21 protein-coding genes are annotated in these 21,214 nt (G+C 39.5%); 10 read left to right on the top strand and 11 right to left on the bottom strand.

The genetic code is table 11. The features are described 5' to 3' along the window. The 3 genes from CVS92_RS09150 to CVS92_RS03740 form a co-directional block, all read right to left on the bottom strand. On the bottom strand, positions 1-219 hold a 219-nt coding region (locus CVS92_RS09150), incomplete at its 3' end, for a hypothetical protein (RefSeq protein ID WP_234398694.1). Between the two features lie 99 nt (positions 220-318). Further along, entirely contained in the window at positions 319-1,476 is a 1,158-nt protein-coding gene (locus CVS92_RS03745; RefSeq protein ID WP_107788556.1) for an MFS transporter, read from the bottom strand. Beyond that, positions 1,477-4,017 (bottom strand): tryptophanyl-tRNA synthetase, encoded by a 2,541-nt coding sequence (locus CVS92_RS03740; RefSeq protein WP_107788555.1) that lies wholly within the window; start codon positions 4,015-4,017, stop codon positions 1,477-1,479. 168 nt (positions 4,018-4,185) lie between these two features. Between CVS92_RS03740 and groES the strand changes: the two genes are divergently transcribed. From groES to CVS92_RS03720, 4 genes are all read left to right on the top strand, one after another. Further along, complete coding sequence (gene groES, locus CVS92_RS03735) at positions 4,186-4,446, top strand: co-chaperone GroES (protein ID WP_072594386.1); 261 nt, start codon at positions 4,186-4,188, stop codon at positions 4,444-4,446. Positions 4,447-4,454: 8 nt separating this feature from the next. After that, on the top strand, positions 4,455-4,763 hold the full coding sequence (locus tag CVS92_RS03730; RefSeq protein WP_084042163.1) for a monooxygenase: 309 nt from the start codon (positions 4,455-4,457) through the stop codon (positions 4,761-4,763). Between the two features lie 22 nt (positions 4,764-4,785). Next, a complete protein-coding gene (gene groL, locus CVS92_RS03725; protein ID WP_002940160.1) occupies positions 4,786-6,420 on the top strand; it encodes a chaperonin GroEL in 1,635 nt (544 codons plus the stop codon). A 133-nt stretch (positions 6,421-6,553) separates the two neighbouring features. Further along, complete coding sequence (locus CVS92_RS03720; protein WP_107788554.1) at positions 6,554-7,921, top strand: phosphomannomutase/phosphoglucomutase; 1,368 nt, start codon at positions 6,554-6,556, stop codon at positions 7,919-7,921. 400 nt (positions 7,922-8,321) lie between these two features. Here the strand turns inward: CVS92_RS03720 and CVS92_RS03715 are convergent, their stop codons facing one another. From CVS92_RS03715 to CVS92_RS03700, 4 genes are all read right to left on the bottom strand, one after another. Continuing rightward, positions 8,322-9,182, bottom strand: a complete 861-nt coding sequence (locus CVS92_RS03715; RefSeq protein WP_107788553.1) for a cysteine ABC transporter substrate-binding protein — start codon at positions 9,180-9,182, stop codon at positions 8,322-8,324. Between the two features lie 92 nt (positions 9,183-9,274). Next, positions 9,275-10,012, bottom strand: coding sequence for an amino acid ABC transporter ATP-binding protein (locus CVS92_RS03710; protein WP_107788552.1), 738 nt, complete (start codon positions 10,010-10,012; stop codon positions 9,275-9,277). A gap of 1 nt (position 10,013) precedes the next feature. Continuing rightward, positions 10,014-10,682, bottom strand: coding sequence for an amino acid ABC transporter permease (locus tag CVS92_RS03705; RefSeq protein WP_107788551.1), 669 nt, complete (start codon positions 10,680-10,682; stop codon positions 10,014-10,016). Next, positions 10,669-11,322 (bottom strand): amino acid ABC transporter permease, encoded by a 654-nt coding sequence (locus tag CVS92_RS03700; RefSeq protein WP_107788550.1) that lies wholly within the window; start codon positions 11,320-11,322, stop codon positions 10,669-10,671. Before CVS92_RS03700 ends, CVS92_RS03705 begins: the two co-directional genes overlap by 14 nt. Positions 11,323-11,432: 110 nt before the next feature. On the opposite strand from CVS92_RS03700, the gene CVS92_RS03695 reads away from it, so the two are divergent. Genes CVS92_RS03695 through CVS92_RS03680 form a run of 4 tightly spaced genes read left to right on the top strand, consistent with a single transcriptional unit; the run spans position 11,433 to position 14,446 of the window. Further along, on the top strand, positions 11,433-11,678 hold the full coding sequence (locus tag CVS92_RS03695) for a CBU_0592 family membrane protein (RefSeq protein WP_021091247.1): 246 nt from the start codon (positions 11,433-11,435) through the stop codon (positions 11,676-11,678). Further along, on the top strand, positions 11,675-12,643 hold the full coding sequence (locus CVS92_RS03690) for an agmatine deiminase family protein (protein ID WP_107788549.1): 969 nt from the start codon (positions 11,675-11,677) through the stop codon (positions 12,641-12,643). The genes CVS92_RS03695 and CVS92_RS03690 overlap by 4 nt, the downstream gene beginning before the upstream one ends. A gap of 2 nt (positions 12,644-12,645) precedes the next feature. Then, entirely contained in the window at positions 12,646-13,572 is a 927-nt protein-coding gene (locus CVS92_RS03685; protein ID WP_107788548.1) for a cation diffusion facilitator family transporter, read from the top strand. A 1-nt stretch (position 13,573) separates the two neighbouring features. Beyond that, complete coding sequence (locus CVS92_RS03680; RefSeq protein ID WP_107788547.1) at positions 13,574-14,446, top strand: carbon-nitrogen hydrolase; 873 nt, start codon at positions 13,574-13,576, stop codon at positions 14,444-14,446. A gap of 26 nt (positions 14,447-14,472) precedes the next feature. Here the strand turns inward: CVS92_RS03680 and CVS92_RS03675 are convergent, their stop codons facing one another. The 4 genes from CVS92_RS03675 to CVS92_RS03660 are packed head-to-tail and all read right to left on the bottom strand — an operon-like array spanning position 14,473 to position 17,685. After that, the gene (locus tag CVS92_RS03675; RefSeq protein WP_107788546.1) at positions 14,473-15,138 is read right to left on the bottom strand and encodes a phosphate ABC transporter ATP-binding protein; all 666 of its coding nucleotides are present in this window, start codon (positions 15,136-15,138) and stop codon (positions 14,473-14,475) included. Further along, positions 15,107-15,964: a PstA family ABC transporter permease gene (locus CVS92_RS03670; RefSeq protein ID WP_107788545.1), complete on the bottom strand. Its 858-nt coding sequence runs from the start codon at positions 15,962-15,964 to the stop codon at positions 15,107-15,109. The genes CVS92_RS03675 and CVS92_RS03670 overlap by 32 nt, the downstream gene beginning before the upstream one ends. Then, positions 15,951-16,808, bottom strand: a complete 858-nt coding sequence (gene pstC / locus CVS92_RS03665; protein ID WP_107788544.1) for a phosphate ABC transporter permease subunit PstC — start codon at positions 16,806-16,808, stop codon at positions 15,951-15,953. The genes CVS92_RS03670 and pstC overlap by 14 nt, the downstream gene beginning before the upstream one ends. Positions 16,809-16,812: 4 nt before the next feature. Further along, a complete protein-coding gene (locus tag CVS92_RS03660) occupies positions 16,813-17,685 on the bottom strand; it encodes a phosphate ABC transporter substrate-binding protein (protein WP_107788543.1) in 873 nt (290 codons plus the stop codon). Between the two features lie 321 nt (positions 17,686-18,006). Between CVS92_RS03660 and CVS92_RS03655 the strand changes: the two genes are divergently transcribed. Both CVS92_RS03655 and CVS92_RS03650 read left to right on the top strand, forming a co-directional pair. Beyond that, positions 18,007-18,948, top strand: a complete 942-nt coding sequence (locus tag CVS92_RS03655) for a TAXI family TRAP transporter solute-binding subunit (RefSeq protein WP_107788542.1) — start codon at positions 18,007-18,009, stop codon at positions 18,946-18,948. 83 nt (positions 18,949-19,031) lie between these two features. Beyond that, positions 19,032-21,098 carry a TRAP transporter permease gene (locus CVS92_RS03650; RefSeq protein WP_107788541.1) on the top strand — a complete coding sequence of 689 codons (2,067 nt, stop codon included), beginning with the start codon at positions 19,032-19,034 and terminating at the stop codon, positions 21,096-21,098. The last annotated feature ends 116 nt before the right edge of the window (positions 21,099-21,214 follow it).

Raw genomic sequence — 21,214 nt, 5'->3', positions numbered from 1 at the left:
ATTATAAACAGAGCATATCAATGAAATGGCAAAAAATAAAAGTATCCAACTGATAGAGTCGCAGCATATTTTGAAGATAAAATTAAAACTAAGATCAAAGGTTTCATAAAGTCCTGAAATATAAACTAGATGCTTAAATATCATCACAATACAAGATACAATCCCCAACTCTCTGGCACTTTTTAACATATATTGTTTTTCTTGTTGTAACGGTTCCAAATTTACTCCTTAAATTAAATTAGTTATTTTATTGTAATTAATTTAAAAAATGTTTAAATATTTTTAAATCAGGTTAATTTATATTAATTTAGTATTTATTTATCTCGTGACTGGCTTTAAAAAGTAGCTCGACACCGCACTGATGATCGATACTGCGGCGATAAAGTAAAATGAGTGCGTTAGGCTAAAGAGGTCAGCGATCTTGCCAATGACTGTTGCGAATATACCACCGATTGTGATGCTAAGGCCAAGCGTTACGCCGGAGGCTAGGCCGATCTGATTTGGCAGATAAAGCTGCGCAAGGGCGATAGAGGGGCTAAAAGATAGGCTAATGCATGCACTCACGCAGATGGAGGCCGCTAGAAATAGCACGTAGCTGTCGATAAAGAGCATTAGCACGACTAGCGGCGCGGCGATACTTAGGCTTATCTTGATGAGTTTTACTAGACCATACCTGTCAGCCAGTGCTCCGCCAAATAGTGTAGAAATAGCACCTGCAGCGAAAAATAGGCTTAAATTTACATTTGCCACCTCTTTGCTAATGCCAAAAATTTTGATGAGATATATGCTAAAAAATGCTGTAAAACCAAAGGCTACGATGGAGCGTGAAAATATGCAGACGCAAAGCCTCAAAAATGCTCCCAGATCGTCTTTTAAAGTGATAGTTTTTTGCAAAATTTGCTTTTTATGATTGCCCTCTAATGCTTTTATAAATTTGCCCTTTTTAATGTACAAAAGTGTCAGAAAAATTTGAGGTATGATGAAGACTAGCGTCCCTTTCAGGCCAAAATTTCCCACAAAAACGGCGACCAAAATAGGCCCAACCGCAAAGCCTGCGTTTCCGCCAAATGAAAATATGCTTATACTTTTGGCTCTATTTTTGGCGTTTGAGGCGTAGTTTACGATCCTTGCGGCACTTGGGTGAAAGAGTGCAGCGCCGATACCGCTTATCATCACACAGACTAAGATGATGTAGTAGTTTGTGACAAAGCCAGTTAGGCTCATGCCTCCGCCGGCAAGTAGTAGCCCAAGTGGGATGACGTAGGACATCTCTTTTTTGTCGCTTAGGCGGCCGATTAGTGGTTGGATGAGCGAGCTTGCTAAATTTGTGGCGGTCACGAGCGAGGCGGCTGTGGCGTAGTCGTAGTGGTAGCTCGCGATAAAAAAGGGCAACATCGCACCAAGCGCACTTTGGTTTATGTCGCTACAAAAGTGCCCAAGCCCCATTAGATACTTTAAATTTTCCGCCTTTTTCATCTAAAATAGCCCCTTTAAAAGCCCCTTTAAATTTTGTTTTTCGCCGCTTGCGTCATCATCTTTGCCAAGCTTTTTGTCTAAAAATCTACCTATCTCTTTTTTGACCTTATTTTCAAGATACTGCGATCTGACGTCGTATTTTAGCTTGTCTGTCGTGCCTGAAATTTTCACGTTTAGATCGGTCTTTTCGAGCCTGCAAACAAGCGGCGCATTAAGCATTTTTGTAGCGGTGTTATAAGTGCCGCCTGCAACCTTTATGTCGCTTTTTGGCGAGCTTAAATTTACGTTAAAAACGACGTTATCGCCCTTTATATCGCCGTAAATTTTGCCATCTTTGTAAATCTCTTTTGTGATGTCCTTGCCGGTGAAGGTTTTTATATTGTTTGTGAGATTTGTGCTGGCTAGGTGACCCTCTTTTAGCAAGATGTCAAATTTGCCGAGCTTTTGCTTTGTTTCGTAGTCAAATTTAGCATCGCCGTTGCCGTCATATAGATGATCCAGCCCCAAAGTCTGTGTTAGCCCTTTGACTTCGAAGTTTTTTAGCACCGCATCAAGCACGCCAGCTTTGTAGTTTGTCTCGAGTTTGCCCTTAAATAGATCATCTGAAGTGGCTTTTACGCTTAGATCATCTACTTTACCGTTTGCCGTTACGAGGGCTGCAAATTTGCCGTGAAGCTCACGGCCAGCTAAAAATGCAAGCTTATTTAGCTCTGAAACTACCGCTTGAAGCTTTAAGTTTAGCGTGCTTTTGCCCACGTCAAAGCTGCCATCTATGCCCTTTATATCAGCTAGCGAGCTAAGAAAGTCGCCACTAAATTTTGCTATGTCGCCTTTGTAGTCTAGGCTCAAATTTGAGCTAAATTTCTCATTTTCTGGGAATTTTTTATCAAGTATTTTGCTAAGCGCTGCGGCGTTAAATTTGCCCTCATTTAAAGCGATCGTTGCGGCGATACTTGGGCTTTTGCTAAAGATATTTTGTCCTTTTGCTTGGAGATTTGCCTTGGCGTTTGCCAGCCTGTCGTTGCCGCTAAGTGCTAAAATTTCTCCTAGCTGCGCCTCTTTTAGGCTAAGATCAAGATTTTCATTTTTTATGGCGACGTTTAGCTTGCCAGCAAAGGCATCGCCGCCTAAATTTAGCTCATCTATCTTGCTCTCTTTAACCTTCACATCGCCCATAAGCACCATCTTTGAGCCAACTTCAAAGCCACTAACTGCTTTAAATTTCTCAGGGTCGCTAATAAGCAGCGCAAATTTGCTAAAAATTTGGCTGTTTTTTAGGTCATAAACGCCCTTTATATCCTTTAGCCCGCCAAGGTCGCTAAGTACGTTTGCGTCAAAACTTACAAGCTCACCTTTCGCGGTAGCGCCGCCTTTTAGCTCAAATTTTGCCGCATTTTTAAGCTTTGCAAGACCATTATTTATAAGGCCGTTTTTTATCTCAAATTTAGCCTCACCTGCAAGCTTTTTTAGCTCGTCAAAGCCACTAAAATTTGCATTTAAATTTATCTGCCCATCTGCGTAGCTAGGCTGTAGAGCAAGCGCTAGAAGCTCTTTTAGCTTGATGTTAGCCGCATTTAGGGCTAAGTTTTTGCTATCAAAATTTGCATTTATCTTGCCGCCAAGCCCGTTTATCTCAGCTTTTAGGTTTTTAAGGGCGTTTTCTTGCATTGTAATTTCGCCGTTTATATCCACTGCGCCACTTAGCTGTTGATTTAAGAGCTTGCCAAAAAGGGCAAGATCAGGCACGTTTAGCAAAAAGTCGCTCTTTAAATTTTTACTAACTAGATCATAAGTCGTTTCATTTGCTTTTAAAGTGGCTTCAGGTGCGATGATAATGGTTTTCGCGGTCACTTTTTCATTTGCAAATTTAGCATTTACACCGCCTTTAAAGCTTATATCTTTTGCTAAATTTAGACCAAATTCGTTTTTAAGAATTTCTTTATTTATCGCTGCGCCACTTGCTAAAATTTGAGCGTTTATAATGGGCTCATTTTTCTCATCAACCCCTTGCATATTGCTTGTTAGATCAAGCTTACCGCTAGCTAAATTTGGCTTTTTAGCAAGAGCTGATATCTCAGAGAGTTCGATATTTTTAGCGTCAAGATTTAGAGCTTTTGGCAGATAGTCTTTTAAATTTGCATTTAAATTTATGTTTGAGCCAAGCACCGTGCCAGTTGCTATTAGCTTGAAGTCGCTAAATTTACCAGCTACGTTTGCTTTAAGAGCGACATCTTTTTTTAGTCCAAGCTCGCTAGCCTTTGCCTTGTCGGCGTTTATCTCTATGTTTAAATTAATACTTTGAGCAAGTAACGAGAGATCGCCATTTGCCTTTAAATTTATGGCGTTCATCACGGTCGCTTCTAAATTTAGCGTACTAAGCCTAAGGTTAAAATCTTTAAATTTTACATCGATACCGCGAGCGAGCGCTTCTTTTTCTATTTTGCTGGCTATAAATTTATTGCTAAAAGAGCTAAAGATAAAGCCAAAAAGGCAAAGGATTATCAGCCCCAAAGCCACTACTAAATAGGCTATTTTTTTCATAAATTTCCTTTATATTAGTTTTATATATCACAAATCTTTAGTGCAAGTGACTAAAGTTTTAATAAAATTTAACTATAAATTATTGACTTTTTTAGAAAAAAGTGCTAGGATCTCATCACTCAAAAATAAAGAGTGCTAAAAAAGACAATTAAACCAAAAGGATGAACAATGAACTTTCAACCATTAGGCAAGCGTGTTCTAGTCGAACGCGTAGAGGAGACAAAGACCACAGCTTCGGGCATTATTATACCTGATAACGCAAAAGAAAAACCTTTAAGCGGTGAGGTAAAAGCAGTCGGGGCTGAAGTAGAGGGCGTAAAAGTTGGTGATAAAGTTGTATTTGCAAAATACGGTGGCACTGAGATAAATTTAGATGATAAAACATATCTTGTTTTAAATATTGATGATGTTTTAGGCGTTTTAAAATAAGGCTGCAGATGGCTGCGATTATGTATGTTGATTTTCCGCAAGAAGGTCTTTTTGGAGACGAGATGTCAAAAGCTTTTGAGGATTTGGCCAAAAGCATCAACCAAGAACCCGGTATGATATGGAAAATTTGGACTGAGAATAAACAAACAAAAGAAGCCGGCGGAATTTATCTTTTTGACAATAAGGAGAATGCGGAAAAGTATCTGAAAATGCATAGCGAAAGACTGGCTAAAAACGGCTATTCAAATATTCGCGGCAAAATTTTTGATATTAATATGCCTTTGTCAATGATAAATAAGGCTGATTTTTTAAAATAAATTAAAACCGAAAGGAAAAACAATGGCAAAAGAAATTTTTTACTCTGATGATGCAAGAAACCGCTTATACGAGGGCGTAAAAAAACTAAATGACGCTGTAAAAGTGACAATGGGACCAAGAGGCAGAAATGTCCTTATCCAAAAGAGCTTTGGTGCTCCAAACATCACAAAAGACGGCGTTAGCGTGGCTAAAGAAGTTGAGCTAAAAGATACTATCGAAAACATGGGTGCAAGCCTAGTTAGAGAAGTAGCAAGCAAGACAAACGACCAAGCAGGCGACGGCACTACAACAGCGACTGTGCTAGCTCACGCGATATTTAAAGAGGGTCTTAGAAACGTAACTGCTGGCGCAAATCCTATCGAAGTAAAACGCGGTATGGATAAAGAAGTGGCAGCTCTTATAGATGCACTAAAAAATATCTCTAAAAAAGTATCAGGTTCAAAAGAGATCGCTCAGATCGCTACTATCTCTGCTAACTCAGATGAGAGCATCGGTAAACTTATCGCTGATGCGATGGAGAAAGTCGGTAAAGATGGCGTCATAACAGTAGAAGAGGCAAAATCTATCCAAGATGAGCTAAGCGTTGTTGAGGGTATGCAGTTTGACCGCGGATACCTAAGCCCATACTTCATCACAAACCCTGAAAAGATGCAAGTTGAGCTAAGCAATCCATTTATATTGTTATTTGACAAGAAGATTACAAATTTAAAAGACTTACTTCCAGTGCTTGAGCAAGTACAAAAGAGTGGCAAACCACTTCTAATCATCGCTGAAGATATCGAGGGCGAGGCACTTGCAACGCTTGTTGTAAATAAACTTCGTGGCGTGCTAAACATCTCAGCTGTTAAAGCTCCTGGCTTTGGCGATAGAAGAAAAGCGATGCTTGAAGATATCGCTATTTTAACAGGTGGTGAGGTTATCAGCGAAGAGCTAGGCAGAACACTTGAGAGCGCTACTATAAACGACCTTGGACAAGCTTCAAGCGTAGTTATCGACAAAGACAATACAACTATCGTAAATGGCGCAGGTGAGAAGTCAGCGATCGACGCTAGAATCACTCAAATAAAAGCTCAAATCGCAGAGACTACAAGCGACTACGACAAAGAAAAACTTCAAGAGCGTCTTGCAAAACTAAGCGGTGGCGTGGCTGTTATCAAAGTAGGTGCTGCGACTGAGACTGAGATGAAAGAGAAAAAAGACCGCGTAGATGACGCACTAAGCGCTACTCGTGCAGCCGTAGAAGAGGGTATCGTAGTAGGTGGTGGTTCAGCTCTTATCCTTGCCTCAAAGAGCGTAAATTTAAATTTACAAGGTGATGAGGCAATCGGCGCTGAGATCGTTAGAAGAGCGCTTCGTGCTCCACTTCGCCAAATTGCTGAGAACGCTGGCTTTGACGCAGGCGTAGTAGCAAACGCAGTTGAGACAAGCAAAGATGCAAATTTTGGCTTTAATGCTGCAACTGGCGAATATGTAAATATGTTTGAAGCTGGCATTATCGACCCAGTTAAAGTTGAGAGAGTTGCGCTACAAAACGCTGTTAGTGTGGCTAGCTTGCTACTAACAACTGAGGCAACTATCAGCGAGATAAAAGAAGAAAAAGCAATGCCTGCAATGCCTGACATGGGCGGAATGGGTGGCATGGGCGGCATGATGTAGCAGCCCTTTTCGAGCTAGAGCTTTCTAGCTCGAATTTATATTTAAACTTTAACCTCACTAAATTTATAAAATTATTTACTCCTTTTTAAATTTATTCTTGTATCATTTTGCTTTCTTTTAGGGAGAATTTACAATGAAATATGATGAAATTTTTAGAGAATACGATATCCGCGGTATTTTTGAAAAAGACTTGACGGAGGACAGCGTCAAGGCTATAGGGTTTGCTTTGGGTAAGAAATTTAACGAATTTGGCGTAAAAACCTTAAGCGTTGGCTTTGACGCAAGACTTAGTGCTAGCACGCTTTTTAGGTATCTACTAAGTGGTCTAAACAAGGCTGGTGGCTTTAAAATTTATAACATCGGCTTACTTCCAACTCCTGTTGGCTACTTTAGCGTTTATGCTGATTATTTTGATGCAAGTATCATGATCACGGGCTCTCACAACCCAAAAGAGTACAACGGCTTTAAGATTACTATCAAAAAAGATAGTTTTTTTGGCAAAGATCTGCAAATTTTAAAAGATAAGGTGAACGAGATAATCGCCTCAAATTTAGAGATCGCAGACGATGATAGCTGTGAGAAATTTAATATCTTAGAAAAATATGTTGAGTTTTTTGTAAAAGAATTTAGTGAGCTTAAAAATTTCAAAAAGCCTTTTGTTATCGACTGCGCAAATGGCGCTGTTGGCGTGAGCTTGGTGCCTATCGTCAAGGCACTCGGGCTAAATGCAAAAATTTTGTATGAAGAGCCAGATGGAAATTTCCCAAATCACCACCCAGACCCAAGCGAAAAAGAGAATTTAAAAGAGCTATTTTCACTCATCGAAAAGAAAGAATTTGACCTTGGATTTGGCTTTGACGGAGATGGCGACAGGATCGCGGTTATAACGCCAAAAAGAGATATAAAAGGCGATGAACTAGCATATCTTTATGCACTAAATATGAAACATCCAAAGGTGCTTGGCGAGGTAAAATGCTCACAAAATATGTACGATGAGATCGCAAAGATAGGTGAAGTATTTATGGGCAAGACCGGACACAGCAATATAAAAAAGATGATGAAAGAGCTAAACGTAGATCTTGCAGCTGAAGTGAGCGGTCATATCTTCTTTAAAGAGCGATACTTTGGCTTTGATGATGCGCTTTATGCGATGATGAGAGTACTCGAACTAGTTCATAAGGGCTTTAACCTTGACGGCGAGCTTGATAAGATGCCACTTGTCTTTAGCACCGATGAGATCAAGGTAAAGACGACTGACGAGGCTAAATTTAAGATAGTTGCCAAGTTAAAAGAGTGCGTGAAAAACGAGAGTTGCGACCTGCCAAAGATAAAAAATATCATTGATATTGATGGCATAAGGATTCAGTTTGAAAATGGCTGGGCGCTAGTGCGCGCATCAAATACAACGCCAGTTATCGTCACTAGATTTGAGGCAAAGAGTAAAGAATTTCTAGAAGAGATCGAGCAAAAAGTGACAAATTTGTTAAAGAGCTTAATGTAGCTTACAATCAGCATTTTGGGCTAAATTTACTCCAAAATGCTTTTTAAAATTTATTTAAACATTCAAAAAACTAAGATTTATCTTTTTGCCTAGCTTTTGCGGATTTTTTCTCTGCATACATACTATCTGTAATTTAAATTTATCAAAAACATGCATCTTAGCTTTTTTGAACCTTCAAGTGGATAATGCAATTTAAATCCACAAGTAGTCTATCTAATGTTGGCATTCTTTTTAAAATATCTCATTATTTAAGAGGCTCGTCTACTAGCTTGCTGCTCAGATACATAATACTGTCTATCATGGATTTTATGCAGTGTAACCTACCGGCAAAAATTTTTACAAACGTATTTGTTAAATTTAAAAAAAGAGAGATGGCGTAAAGATTTACGCCATTAAATTTTTAGAGTTTGCCGCCTTCAACGACAAGTGATTCTGGATTTACACTATCGCCGTAGATCGGTTTTAGTGTAGCATCATAGTCTTTGTGGAAGAAATTTTCTTTTCCAAGCTCAATGATCTCATTATTTAGCCAGTCAAGTAAAACTTTGTTACCTTTTTTAACAGCTGGTGCTATCACGTCCACATCACCAAGTGCTTCAACGCCTACAACAAAGCCTGGAGTCTCTTTCGCCCAGGCAAAAAGTAGGGCATTATCATGTGCTAGTGCAGCACCTCTTTTATCAACCAAAGCTGCAAATGTTTCAGTATTTTGGTCATATTTTGCAAGCTTGATATCAGGATAATTTTTTGTAAAAAACGCGTCTGCGGTTGTGCCCTTATTTACGATTAGGGTTTTGTCTTTTAGCTCATCGATGCTCTTTATCACCGCACCTTCAGGGCTTACGATGCCAAGTGAAACCTTCATATATGGAAGTGCAAAATCAACAACTTGTGCACGCTCAGGTGTTTTTGTAAAATTTGCAAGCGTAATATCTACTTTATCAGCTACTAAAACTTCAACTCTACCAGCAGCCTCGACTAGCTCAAATTTTACCTTGCTCTCATCGCCTAGTAGGTCTTTTGCGATACGTTTTGCAAAGTAAATATCATAGCCTTGGTTTTTGCCGTCTTTATCGACATAGCCAAATGGTGGTTTGTCGCTGAAAACGCCAATTCTTACAAATCCACGCTCTTTGATCTTTGCGATCGTATCAGCTTCGTTTGAAGCAGCTTTTGCCGTGTCGGCACCTTTGTCATTACCACAACCCGTTAGAAAGACGGTAGCGATTAATGCTAATAAGAAAAATTTAAATTTTCTCACTCTTTCTCCTTGTAAAAAGTTAAATAAATAAGAGCGTTAAATTTTCGCTCTAAACGCATTTTGAAAAAACGGCAAATTATCTCTTATTTTTTCTAAAATGAGAATAAATTTAGAAATTTCTTCGCACGGTCGCTCTTTGGGTTGGTAAAAAATTCCTCTGGTTCGCTGATCTCCACGATCGCTCCAGCGTCCATAAAAACGATCTTGTTTGCAACCGCTCTTGCAAAGCTCATTTCATGGGTGACTATTAGCATTGTCATGCCATCTTTGGCTAAATTTAGTATCACATCAAGCACTTCTCTAACGATCTCTGGATCAAGCGCAGCCGTAACCTCGTCAAATAGCATAATTTCAGGGTTTAAACAAAGGCTTCTTACTATTGCTATGCGTTGCTTTTGGCCACCACTTAGCTCCTTTGGATAGGCAAATTTCTTATCAAGCAGTCCAACCTTGCTTAACCACATATCAGCCGTTTTTTCAGCCTCGGCCCTATCTCTTTTTTGTACCTTTAAAGGCCCAAGAAGGACGTTGTCTATGACGTTCATATGATCAAATAGCTCATAACTTTGAAAGACCATGCCGACTTTTTGGCGGATCCTTTGCCAATCATTAAATTTAGCATCAATTACTTCGCCATCAATTATTATCTCGCCGCTAGCGATGTTCTCAAGGCCGTTTATGCATCTAAGAGTTGTGCTCTTGCCACAGCCCGATGGTCCAAGAAGCACGACCACTTCACCGCTTTTTACCTCTAAATTTATATCCTTTAAGGCGTGAAGCTCTCCATAAAATTTATTTATTTTTTTAAGTTCTAAGATATTTTCGCTCATTTTAGCTCCATTTTTCTTCTAGTTTTTTTGATAGTTTTGAGACTGGATAGCAGATAGCAAAATATAAAAAGAATATGAGCGCATATATCCAAAATGGCGCCATCTGGTTGGTAAATACATTTCGCTCGATGATCTGCTGGCCGACCTTGACCACCTCTACGACGCCGATTAGCACGACGATAGAGGTCGTTTTTATCATACGGCTTAGTAAATTTACAGCTCCAGGCACCAGCCTTCTTGTAGCAAGCGGAATGATGACGTAGAAGTAAATTTGAAATTTGCTTAGACCGATGGAGGCGGCTGACTCAAACTGATGCCTTGGTATTGATGTGATAGCGCCGCGCACGATATCCATCATCTCAAAAACACCCCAAAGGCTAAAGACGATGAGTGAGGCGGTAAATGCTGAGATGTGGATATCAAAAGCCTTGCTAACGCCAAAGTAAAATAAAAATAACCAGACGATCTGGGGCATGATGCGAACGATCTCGAGGCAAATTTTTAAAACAAGATATATAAATTTGTTTTTTAAACTCATCAAAACGCCAAGGATTAGGCCGCCGATGACAGAGATGATAATCGAGATAAATGAAATTTCAGTGCTTACAATGAGCCCTTCAAACAGCCTTAGTAAATTTTGCGTGTCAAATAATATACTAACTCCTTGCATGTCTTACCCTTTTTTCGATGTAGCTAAGTGCCAGCGATACTGGCAAGATGATGATAAGATAGCTCACCACCAGCATAAAAAGTGCCTCATCTGTTTTGTAGTAAAGTCCGATAAGATCCTTTGCAACGTAGACTAGATCAGCGAGCGCTACTATACTAACGATACTGGTCTCTTTTAGTAAAAATATAACGTTTGCACTGATACTTGGAAGCGCCACGCTAAAGGCTTGTGGCAAGATGACATATCTTAGGAGCTGGTTTTTACTAAGTGCGATGCTTAGTCCTGCTTCTATCTGAGACTTTCTAACCGCCTCAAAGCCAAGTCTAAAGCTCTCGCTCATATAGCTACCACCAAGAAAGCTAAGCCCAGCGACCGCACAGGTAAAGCCACTCATCGACACTCCAAGCTTTGGCAAGCCGTAGTATAAAAAGAACAGCTGGATGAGAAGCGGCGTGTTTCTTGAAAGCTCAACGTAGCAATCAACAATCTTTGAGAGAAATTTCAGCTTGTAAAATTTAACTCCCATGCAAAAAATACCGATCAAAATAGAAAAAATGATCCCTAAAAAGGCAATCTCACAGGTAAGCACTCCGGCCTTAACATAAAGCGGATAAAATTTCTCAATAAACTCAAAATCCATAAAACTTTAATCCAATCTGAAAAATGGAGTTATTTTATCTTATAATCATAAATTTAAAACTAATTAGATATGATCTTGCTTTAAATTTAAGCTTGCAAAAAGGATAAAATTTGATCGATCTTTTTCAGATCATCGGCTTTTTAGGGATGATTTGCATCGTGTTGGGCTACTTTTTACTTCAAATCGGCCGCCTAAATAGCCGCGATCTAGCCTATCAGATAATAAATTTAGTAGGTGCGGTGCTACTTATCATCTCGCTTTTTGTGCACTTTAACCTTGGCTCATTTTTGATAGAGGTCTTTTGGATAATCATTACAATTTATGGAATTTATAAAATTTATAAGGAGAGAGCGTGAGAGCTTACGCAGAGTGGGAAGAGCAGGAGCTTTTGTTTTTATCGCTGCCACATAGTAAGAGTGACTGGGAGCCTTATTTAGAGGAGATTTTGGCGGGCTATGAGGAGCTTGTGGCTGCTGTTACGCCCTATGAAAAGGTGGTGCTCATCTGCCCTGATGAGGCAAATTTTGATAGATTTAAAAAATTTAAAAATGTAGAGTTTGTTAAGCTTGAGACTGATGATACTTGGATCAGAGACTACGGCATGATCGACGTTTGCACCAAGGACGGCGTTAAGAGCTATGACTTTAAATTTAACGCTTGGGGCGGTAAATTTAAGAGCTCAAAAGATGATGCGATAAATTTAGAACTAGCTAAAATTTACAAAACCAAGCTTGAGCCTGTTGATATGATACTAGAGGGCGGAAGCATCGAGTTTAACGGCGATGGCGTGCTTTTAACCACCTCAAAATGCCTGCTAAATGAAAATAGAAACAAAGCGCTTAGCAAAGAACAGATCGAGGAAAAACTAAAAAATTTATTTGGTCTAAAGCGTATCATCTGGCTTGAAAATGGCTTTATAAGAGGCGATGACACAGATAGCCACATCGACACTTTAGCACGCTTTATCACGCCTGATACGGTAGCTTACGCAGCTTGCGATGACAAGAGTGATGAGCACTTTGATGAGCTTAAAAAGATGGAGAATGAGCTTAAAAAAACTGGCTTTAAGCTACTTGCTCTGCCACTTCCTAAGCCTAAATTTTATGATGGTAAAAGGCTTGGTTGCACCTATGCAAATTTTATCTTTATAAATGGCGCGCTAATCGTGCCAACATATAACGACGAAAACGATGAAAAGGTGCTAAATTTACTTGCCAAGGCACTGCCAGATAGAAAGATCATCGGTGTAAATTCGCTAGTTTTTGTGCGTCAAAATGGCTCGCTTCACTGCTCAAGCCAAAATAGATACAAAAGGGCTTAGCCTTGTCAAGTCCGTTTGATTATGAGTTTAACCGCATAAACAAGCAAGAGTGCACGCAGAGCGAAAATAAGGCAGTTATCGCAGCTGGAGCTTGCGCCTTTTTGCTCGCACTTGTGAAATTTACAGCTGGTCTTTTTAGCGGCTCGGTCGCTGTTCTTGGCTCGGCGATTGACTCGATGCTTGATTTTATTGTCTCGCTTTTAAATTTATTTGCGCTTAGAAAGTCAAGAAAGCAAGCTGATGAGAGATTTAACTTTGGCTACACAAAGCTAGAGACCTTGGCAGCGCTATTTGAGTGCGTCATCATCGTTGTGGCTGCTGGATATATATTTTATGAGAGCGTTAAGAAATTTAGCGAGCCAAATTTAGAAATAGACCTTGGCTTAAGCCTTGGCGTGATGGTATTTTCGGTCATAGTGACGTTATGTTTGGTGCTATTTTTAAACCAAATTTCTAAAAAAAGTGGAAACCTTATCATAAAAGCAGACGCGCTGCACTATAAGATCGACCTTTTTAGCAACCTTGCTGTCATTATTTCGCTTCTTGTCATTAAATTTAGTGGATTTGTGATGATAGATGCGATCTTTGGTATTGTGATAAGCGGCTACATCGCTCAAAGCGCTATAAATTTAGGTAAAGACGCCTTTGGTATCTTGCTAGATCACGCAGCAAGCCCTGAGGTCACAGATGAGATCATCAAGATGATAAAGGCAAAGCAGAGGATTTCAGACTTTCACTACCTAAACACTAGACAGAGCGCAAATACCATATTTTTAACGCTGCATTTAGTTTTTGACAAAGATATCTCGCTTTACGATGCGCATGAGGTGGCCGATTCGCTTGAAGCTGAGATAAGAGAGAAATTTAGGGATTATTCGTGGCAGATAACCACGCATTTAGACCCATACAATGACAAAGAAGGAAAATGAGATGAAAGTAGCACTACTTCAACAAGAATTTAAAGGCACAAAAGAGGCGACTATCGCAAAGACGCTTGAGCTAATCGCCGAGGCAAAAAAAGGTGGCGCTGATCTAGTTGTTTGCCAAGAGCTGCACCAGACGCAATACTTTTGCCAAAGCGAGGATACAAATTTCTTTGATCATGCAAACGACTGGCAAGAAGATGTCGCTTTTTGGGGCAGAGTAGTAAAAGAAAATGGCGTTGTTTTAGTCACTTCACTCTTTGAAAAGAGGGCTGACGGACTTTATCATAACACCGCCTTTGTCTTCGAGCGTGACGGCAGCGTGGCTGGCAAGTACCGAAAAATGCACATCCCTGATGACCCTGGATTTTACGAGAAATTTTACTTCACACCTGGCGATATTGGCTTTGAGCCTATTGAAACCAGCCTTGGCAAGCTTGGCGTTTTGGTCTGCTGGGATCAGTGGTATCCAGAAGCAGCTAGGCTGATGGCGCTAAAAGGAGCAAAAATTCTCATCTATCCAACGGCTATTGGCTGGTTTGAGGGCGATAGTGATGATGAAAAATCAAGACAGCTTGAAGCGTGGGTGGCAGTTCAAAGAGGTCACAGCGTGGCAAATGGCCTGCCGGTTGTTGCGGTAAATCGTGTGGGCTTTGAAAAAGATGATAGTGGTGTGATGGATGGTATAAAATTTTGGGGAAATAGCTTTGTTTTTGGGGCACAAGGCGAGCAGCTTTTCCGTGCAAATAGCACAGATGAGCTTTGCAAGATCGTTGAGATAGATATGAAAAGAAGCGAAGAAGTGCGCAGAATTTGGCCATTTTTAAGAGACCGCAGGATCGATGCCTACGCAAATATCACAAAAAGATTTATCGACTAAATTTAGAGCTAGAATTTCTAGCTCTCTTAAAATGTAAATTTCTTATCTACGATTCGAACTATCCTGCCGCCAAGCCTTTTTGCCTGCTCTTCATTGTGCGTGGTGATGATGATGGTGTATCTTTGCGACAAGCTTTTTAAAAGCTCCTCTACGATCAAGACATTTTTCATATCAAGCGATGAGCAAGGCTCATCAAGCATGAGCACTTCAGGTTTTGTAGTTAGCATTCTTGCGATGCAAAGTCTTTGCTTTTGACCGCCAGAGAGCTTGCTAGCTGGCATATCTAGATCGCTTATTTCACCCAGTAAATTTACGCTTTTTAAGAGCTCTTCTACTCTTTTTTGCTTATCTTTTATGCTGCCCTCGTAAAATTCCATCGCATAGGTCAAATTTCTTTCTACACTAAAAGGAAAGAGTGTGGCGTCTTGAAAGAGTATGGCTAGCTTTCGTCTTAGCCAAATTTCGCCCTTATCTTTGATATTTTCACCTCTAAATAAAATTTCTCCGCTATATCTGCCGCCCTTTTGCTCTAAAAAGCCATTTAGCGCTGAAAGAAATGTCGATTTGCCACATCCTGAGCTACCCATTAGGCAGATGATCTCGTTTTCGGCGATGTTTAAATTTAGATCTTTTAAAATTTCATTATCTTGATAAAAAATACTAAGATCTTTTATGTTTAAAATATCTGGCAATTTTCTCTCCTATATCAAATAAAACTACGGCTGAAAGCAGATGCAAAATGATCAATATAAAAATGAGCACGAGCGCCGTGGCGTAGGCATTTTGCGTTGCGACTGACTGGCTTAGTAGCATGTGCAGATGAAAAGGCAGTGCCATGACCGGCGAGAGCAGCCCCTCTACTTTTGCCATGAAGACGACTCCAGTTAAAAGTAGCGGTGCGGTAGCCCCTATGGCGTAGCTGCCAGCAAGTATTAAAATAGATATTATATTTTTTCTAATAGCTGGCAAAACCAGCTTTCTAGCCATGAAATTTTTATCAACACCAAGCGCGAAGCTATCTCTTAACATCTTTTCATCGATCTGCGAGATCACCTTTTCTGTGCTAACTTCAACAAATGGAAAGACCATCAAAGCAAGCGTAATACTAGCTGTTAGTAGGCTTTTAGGGATATCAAGACTAACGATAAAAAGCCCATAAACAAACATCCCAAGCAAGATAGAAGGAATAGAAGCCATCGTTTGGATGATAAATTTAAGCCCAAGCTTGATCGTGCCAGAGGTGCAGTAAATTTGCCTATAAATGGCGCAGCTAACGCCAAGAAGTGCAGAAAATATCATAGATAGTATCATCAGCAAAAATGAGCCTATGATAGCGTCTCTTATGCCACCACTCTCACCTAAATTTAAACCTTGTGGATTTTTGGTTAGAAAGTCTAAATTTATCTGAGAGATACCATTTGCGAAGATGAAATAAAATATCCAAAATATCATCGCAACCACTATAAATACGCAAAGATAGGCATAAAATTTGACTAGATGATCTTTAAAAGCGTTCATTGTTTTTCTCAAATTTAAAGATAAAAATATTTAGCATAAATATAAAAACAAGCAGGACAAATCCGCTTGCAATAAGAGCGTGATAGTGCAAGCTACCAGCCTCGCTCATACCCATTTCAAGGGCTATTAGAGATGGTATGGTCTGAGCTTTTGAGAGCAGGTGCGGAAAAAGCGGGGTGTTGCCTATGACCATCATCACAGCCATAGTCTCGCCAGCTGCTCTTGAAAATGCGAGTATAAAGCCTGAAATGCTAGCTTTTATAGATTTCCTAAAAATTATTTTTCTTATAAAATATCCAGTGCTTACGCCAAGCGCGTCTGAGTTTGTTTTGAAATTTTGCTTTAGCAGACCCACGCTTTGGAGCAAGTGCGAGGTAAAAAAGGGCAGTATCATGACGCTAAGGATTAGACTAGCTGCTAAGACTGACTCGCCAGCGGACATTTTTAGCCCTGACTCTAAAATTTTTACAACTGTGTAAAGCGCGAAAAATCCATATATGATAGATGGTATGCCAGCTAGTATCCGTATCATCCAGTCTAGCACGTGCCTAAGCCAGGCGCTCGCAAAAAAGCAGATAAATATAGTAACGCCAAGCGAGATAAAAAATGAAAACATACAAGCTAAAAACGCAACTACGAAATTTGCGACTAGGATATTAAAGAGTCCAAAGCTAAAAGGCTCTGTGCTAACGTCCCAGTCGCCATTTAGCAAGAAGTCAAAAAGGCTTACTTCTGCAAAGAAACTCGTGGAATTTAGCAGTAAAAATCCCACGAGTAAAAGCAAAAGCATGGCGGATAAAAGTGTGAAAAGATATATCGCGCCTTTAAAAATTTGCCCTGTCATTAGACTATTTTACTGGTATAAATCCCATTTTTTCGATAGTCTTTTGACCTTCGGCTGAATTTAGCACGTCTACAAAAATTTGCTCACTCTTGCTTAGATTGCCACTTTTTACGATGATGAGTGGGCGAGAGATGTAGTATTTGCCATCAACTATGTTTTTAACAGTTGGCTCGACGCCATCAACGTTTAGCGGTATTAGCTTGCCTTTGTTTTGGTTTGTGATACCAAAAGATGCGTAGCCAATAGCGTTTTTATTTTCGATGATTTTTGAGACAAGTGCGCCCATGGAAGGTGATTGGATGACGTTTTTACTAACTTTGACATCTTTCATGATCTTTTTTTGAAATACCTCGTGAGCACCGCCGCCAAGATCTCTTGTAACTACGACTATTTCGTCATTTGGTAGGGATTTGTCAAGATCGCTCCACTTTTTATACTCGCCTGAGAAAATTTTGACTATCTCGTCTTTACTCAAATTTCCGCCCTTTAGCTTTATCACCTCATTTTCTGGGTTTACAGCCACGCAAAGTGCGTCTATACCAAGCGTATAGGCTTTCATATCCTTGATCTTTGCTTTTTCGCTATCTTTTATATCGCGAGCTAGCATGCCAAAGTCAGCGACATGATCAAGCACGGCTTTTACGCCAGCGCCAGAGCCACCAGCTGAGACAAAGATGGTGATATTTTTGTTTGGTAAAGAGCTATCAACTTTGTCCCAAGTCTCGTACTTTTCGATAAAGTCGGTTGAAATTTTAGCGATAACTGGAGCCAGAGTAGATGAGCCGCTAAAGCTAACTTGCGTTTTTTCGTCTGCACCAGAAGCGTAATTTAAAGATAAAAGCAGCATAGAAGCGGCCAACATAAGTGATTTTTTCATGAATTCCTCCATAAATAAATTTTTGATTGTTATTAACATTTATAAAAGCTATTGATTAGTTGTAAATTCGCAACAGTTTTTCTAAAACTTAGAACTGCGGTGGATTATACAATAAAAAATGATATTTAAATAGCCGGTTTATCAAATTTATTTTGGCTGATAAAGAAATATAAATTTAATCTTAAGAAAATATTTTTTTAAGTCTTGATTGTGTAGAATGGTTGCAACTTTACTAAAACGGCATGAAAATATCATATTAAATAAGGTAAAAAGCTAAATTTATAGAATAAAATAGCCTTAAATTTCTTGAAAGGATCTTAGATGAAAACTACTTCTTTGGCACTTGCTGGCTTGCTTTTAGCAACAACTCTTTCAGCAAAAGAATTTATCAGTATCGGCACTGGCGGCATGACAGGTACGTACTATCCGATAGGTGGAGCGATCTGCCGCTTGGCAAACAAAAACACCGATGTAAAATGCTCAGTCCAATCAACTGGCGGCTCAGTCTATAACGTGAATAACGTTTTGAAAAAAGAGCTTACATTTGGCTTTGTTCAAAGTGACGTTGTATATGATAAATTTAACGGCACTGGCAAATTTGACGGAGCAAAAGATGAAAATTTACGCTCAGTAGTTGCTATCTATCCAGAACTTCTTGCATTTGTTGTAGCAAAAGATAGCGGTCTAACAAGTGATCTTGCTTCATTTGCAGGTAAAAAATATAATGTCGGAAACCCAGGCAGCGGCAACGAAGTAAGTACGCTTGAAGTCTTTAAGGCAAAAGGCTTTGACGTTTCAAAACTAGGATATCGCGGTGTTTTAACAGTTGGCGAATGCCCACACGCACTAAAAGATAAAAAGATAGATGGTTATAGCTTTGTTGTCGGCCACCCAACCGCAAACATCACTGACGCAGCGACATCTTTACCGATTGATATCCTAAATATCGAAGGTAGTGAGATCGATAATCTTCTTAAAGAGAAGCCATACTTCGCAAAAGGTGTGATACCAAAAGGTTCATATGATGGCGTTGATCACGACGTAAATACTATCGGTGTAAAAGCTGTTTTGGTAACTAATAAAGATACAAAAGATGAGGCTGTAAAGGCTGTGATAAAAGCTATTTTAGACAACTTTGATGAGTACAAAACTCTTCACCCAGCGCTAAAATCAGTAAATAAAGAAGATCTTGTTCAAGGTCTTTCAGCTCCGCTTCACCCAGCTGCAGAAGCTGCATTTAAAGAGGCTGGTATTTTAAAATAATCCATTTCCGGAGGCTTTTGCCTCTGGATAAAATTTAAATATGCAAATTTTTAATTTATATATTTAAATTTTAAAGGAGAGAGATGAACGAAGTCAAAGATAACGAAGAACAATTTGTCGAAGTAAAGACAAGGGAGATAAATAGCAATTTTTACAACTATTTCATTGCGATCGTATGCTTTTCTTGGTCAGTTTTTCAGCTTTATATAGCTTATTTTCCGCTAAATACTAACATTTCACGCTCGATACACTTAGCCTTTGCGGTTGGTCTTGTATTTTTGCTTTATCCAGTCACTTTTCATAAAAAGGCACATTCTAGTTTGCCATTTTACGATCTAGTCTTTTGTGTGGTAGGCGTTGTTGCCGTGCTTTATCCAGCAGTTTATTTTTATGAGCTAGCTGATAGGACAGGGGACTACATCACGCAAGATATTGTCATATCGTTTCTAGCGATCATTGTCTTGCTTGAGGCTGGCAGGCGTGTCATGGGGCCAGCACTTCCAATTATTTGTATATTATTTTTGATATATGATCACTTTGGCCCTTATATGCCAGATATCATCGCTCATCAAGGTGCTAGCTTTGAAAAGATAGCAGGTCATATGTTTTTAACGACCGAAGGTATCTTTGGTGTGCCTATCGGAGTTAGCGTTAGCTTTATCTATCTTTTTGTTCTTTTTGGTTCATTGCTTGAGAGGGCAGGCGCTGGACAATACTTCATAAATTTAGCCTTTTCACTTCTTGGCAAATATAGAGGTGGCCCAGCTAAAGCTTCAGTTATCGCAAGTGGCCTAACTGGCATGGTTTCAGGAAGCTCCACTGCAAACGTCGTAACTGTTGGTACATTTACCATACCACTTATGAAAAAAGCTGGTCTTTCACGCACGAAAGCTGGAGCCATCGAGGTTGCGGCTGGTGTAAATGGTCAGCTTATGCCTCCGATCATGGGTGCTGCTGCTTTTATCATCGCTGAGTTTTTAGGTATGACATATACAAACGTGATGATGGCAGCGGTTATCCCAGCATTTGCTTGTTATTTGTCACTATTTTTTATCGTTCATTTAGAGAGCGTGAAGCTTGGCTTAAAAGGTATAAATCAAAGCGAGTTTCACTCAAGATTTAAAATTTTTGTAAGCGGACTTCACTATATAACTCCGATTTTGATTTTGCTTTATACGCTATTAATCGCAAAAGAGTCAGCCATCGCTGCAGCATTTAATGCGATTGGGTTTTTATTTTTAATAATGATCTTTCAAGAGCCAGTTAAAAAACTAGCAAGTGGCGAAAAAGTTGGAATAAATGATGTGTTAATAGGCTTTGAAGATATATTTTGGGCAATGGTCGCAGCCGCAAAAAGTATGACAACGATCGCTATAGCAACCGCACTTGCAGGTATTATCGTGGGTTCTATCTCTCTAACTGGCCTTGGTCAAGTACTTTCAGATCTAGTTGAGCTACTTGCTGGTGATAATATAGTTATGATATTGCTTCTTACTGCGATGATGTCGCTAATACTAGGAATGGGTCTTCCAACGACGGCAAACTACATCGTAGTTTCAAGTCTTGTGGCACCTGTCATTTTATTTTTGGCGCACAAAAATGGCTTTTTGATCCCAGCCATTGCTGTGCATCTTTTTGTATTTTACTTTGGAATTTTAGCTGATGATACGCCACCAGTTGGTATCGCAGCTTATGCGGCAGCTGGTATCGCCAAAGCGAATCCTATAACCGTTGGCGTTCAAGGATTCTTTTATGATCTAAGAACGGCGATCTTGCCATTTGCATTTTTCTTTAACAACAAACTTATGCTAATAGAAAGCGTAAATGAGGGCGACCCGCTTGATTCAAAAGGAATAATCTGGATGAGTAATCCGCTTGAAATTTTACTTGTCTTTGGTATGGCGATCGTAGGAATGTTTGCATTTTCAAGCTTACTTCAAGGCTACTATGTCACAAAGCTTAGAATTTGGGAGCGTATTCTTTTGATCCCTGTTGTGCCACTAGCTCTTGTACCAAATATATGTGTGAAATTTAATCTTATACCAAACGAATACACTGCTTATATCGTAGCTGCTGTACTTTATGGATTTGTTTTTATGACTCAATGGGGCATTAAAGACAAACCACTTGATCAAATAAAAATAATCTAATCTTAGGCAAGAGCACTCTTGCCTAAATTTCTAATGTAGATTTTTAGAGCCACCTTTATACTTTGAGTAATTTTTATTTAAAATAAGTGTTTTTTTGGATTTTTTGTTTAAGGATA

Source organism: Campylobacter concisus, assembly GCF_003048555.1.
In the GTDB taxonomy this organism is placed as follows: domain Bacteria; phylum Campylobacterota; class Campylobacteria; order Campylobacterales; family Campylobacteraceae; genus Campylobacter_A; species Campylobacter_A concisus_AO.
This window is presented reverse-complemented; position numbering and strand designations above follow the sequence as displayed.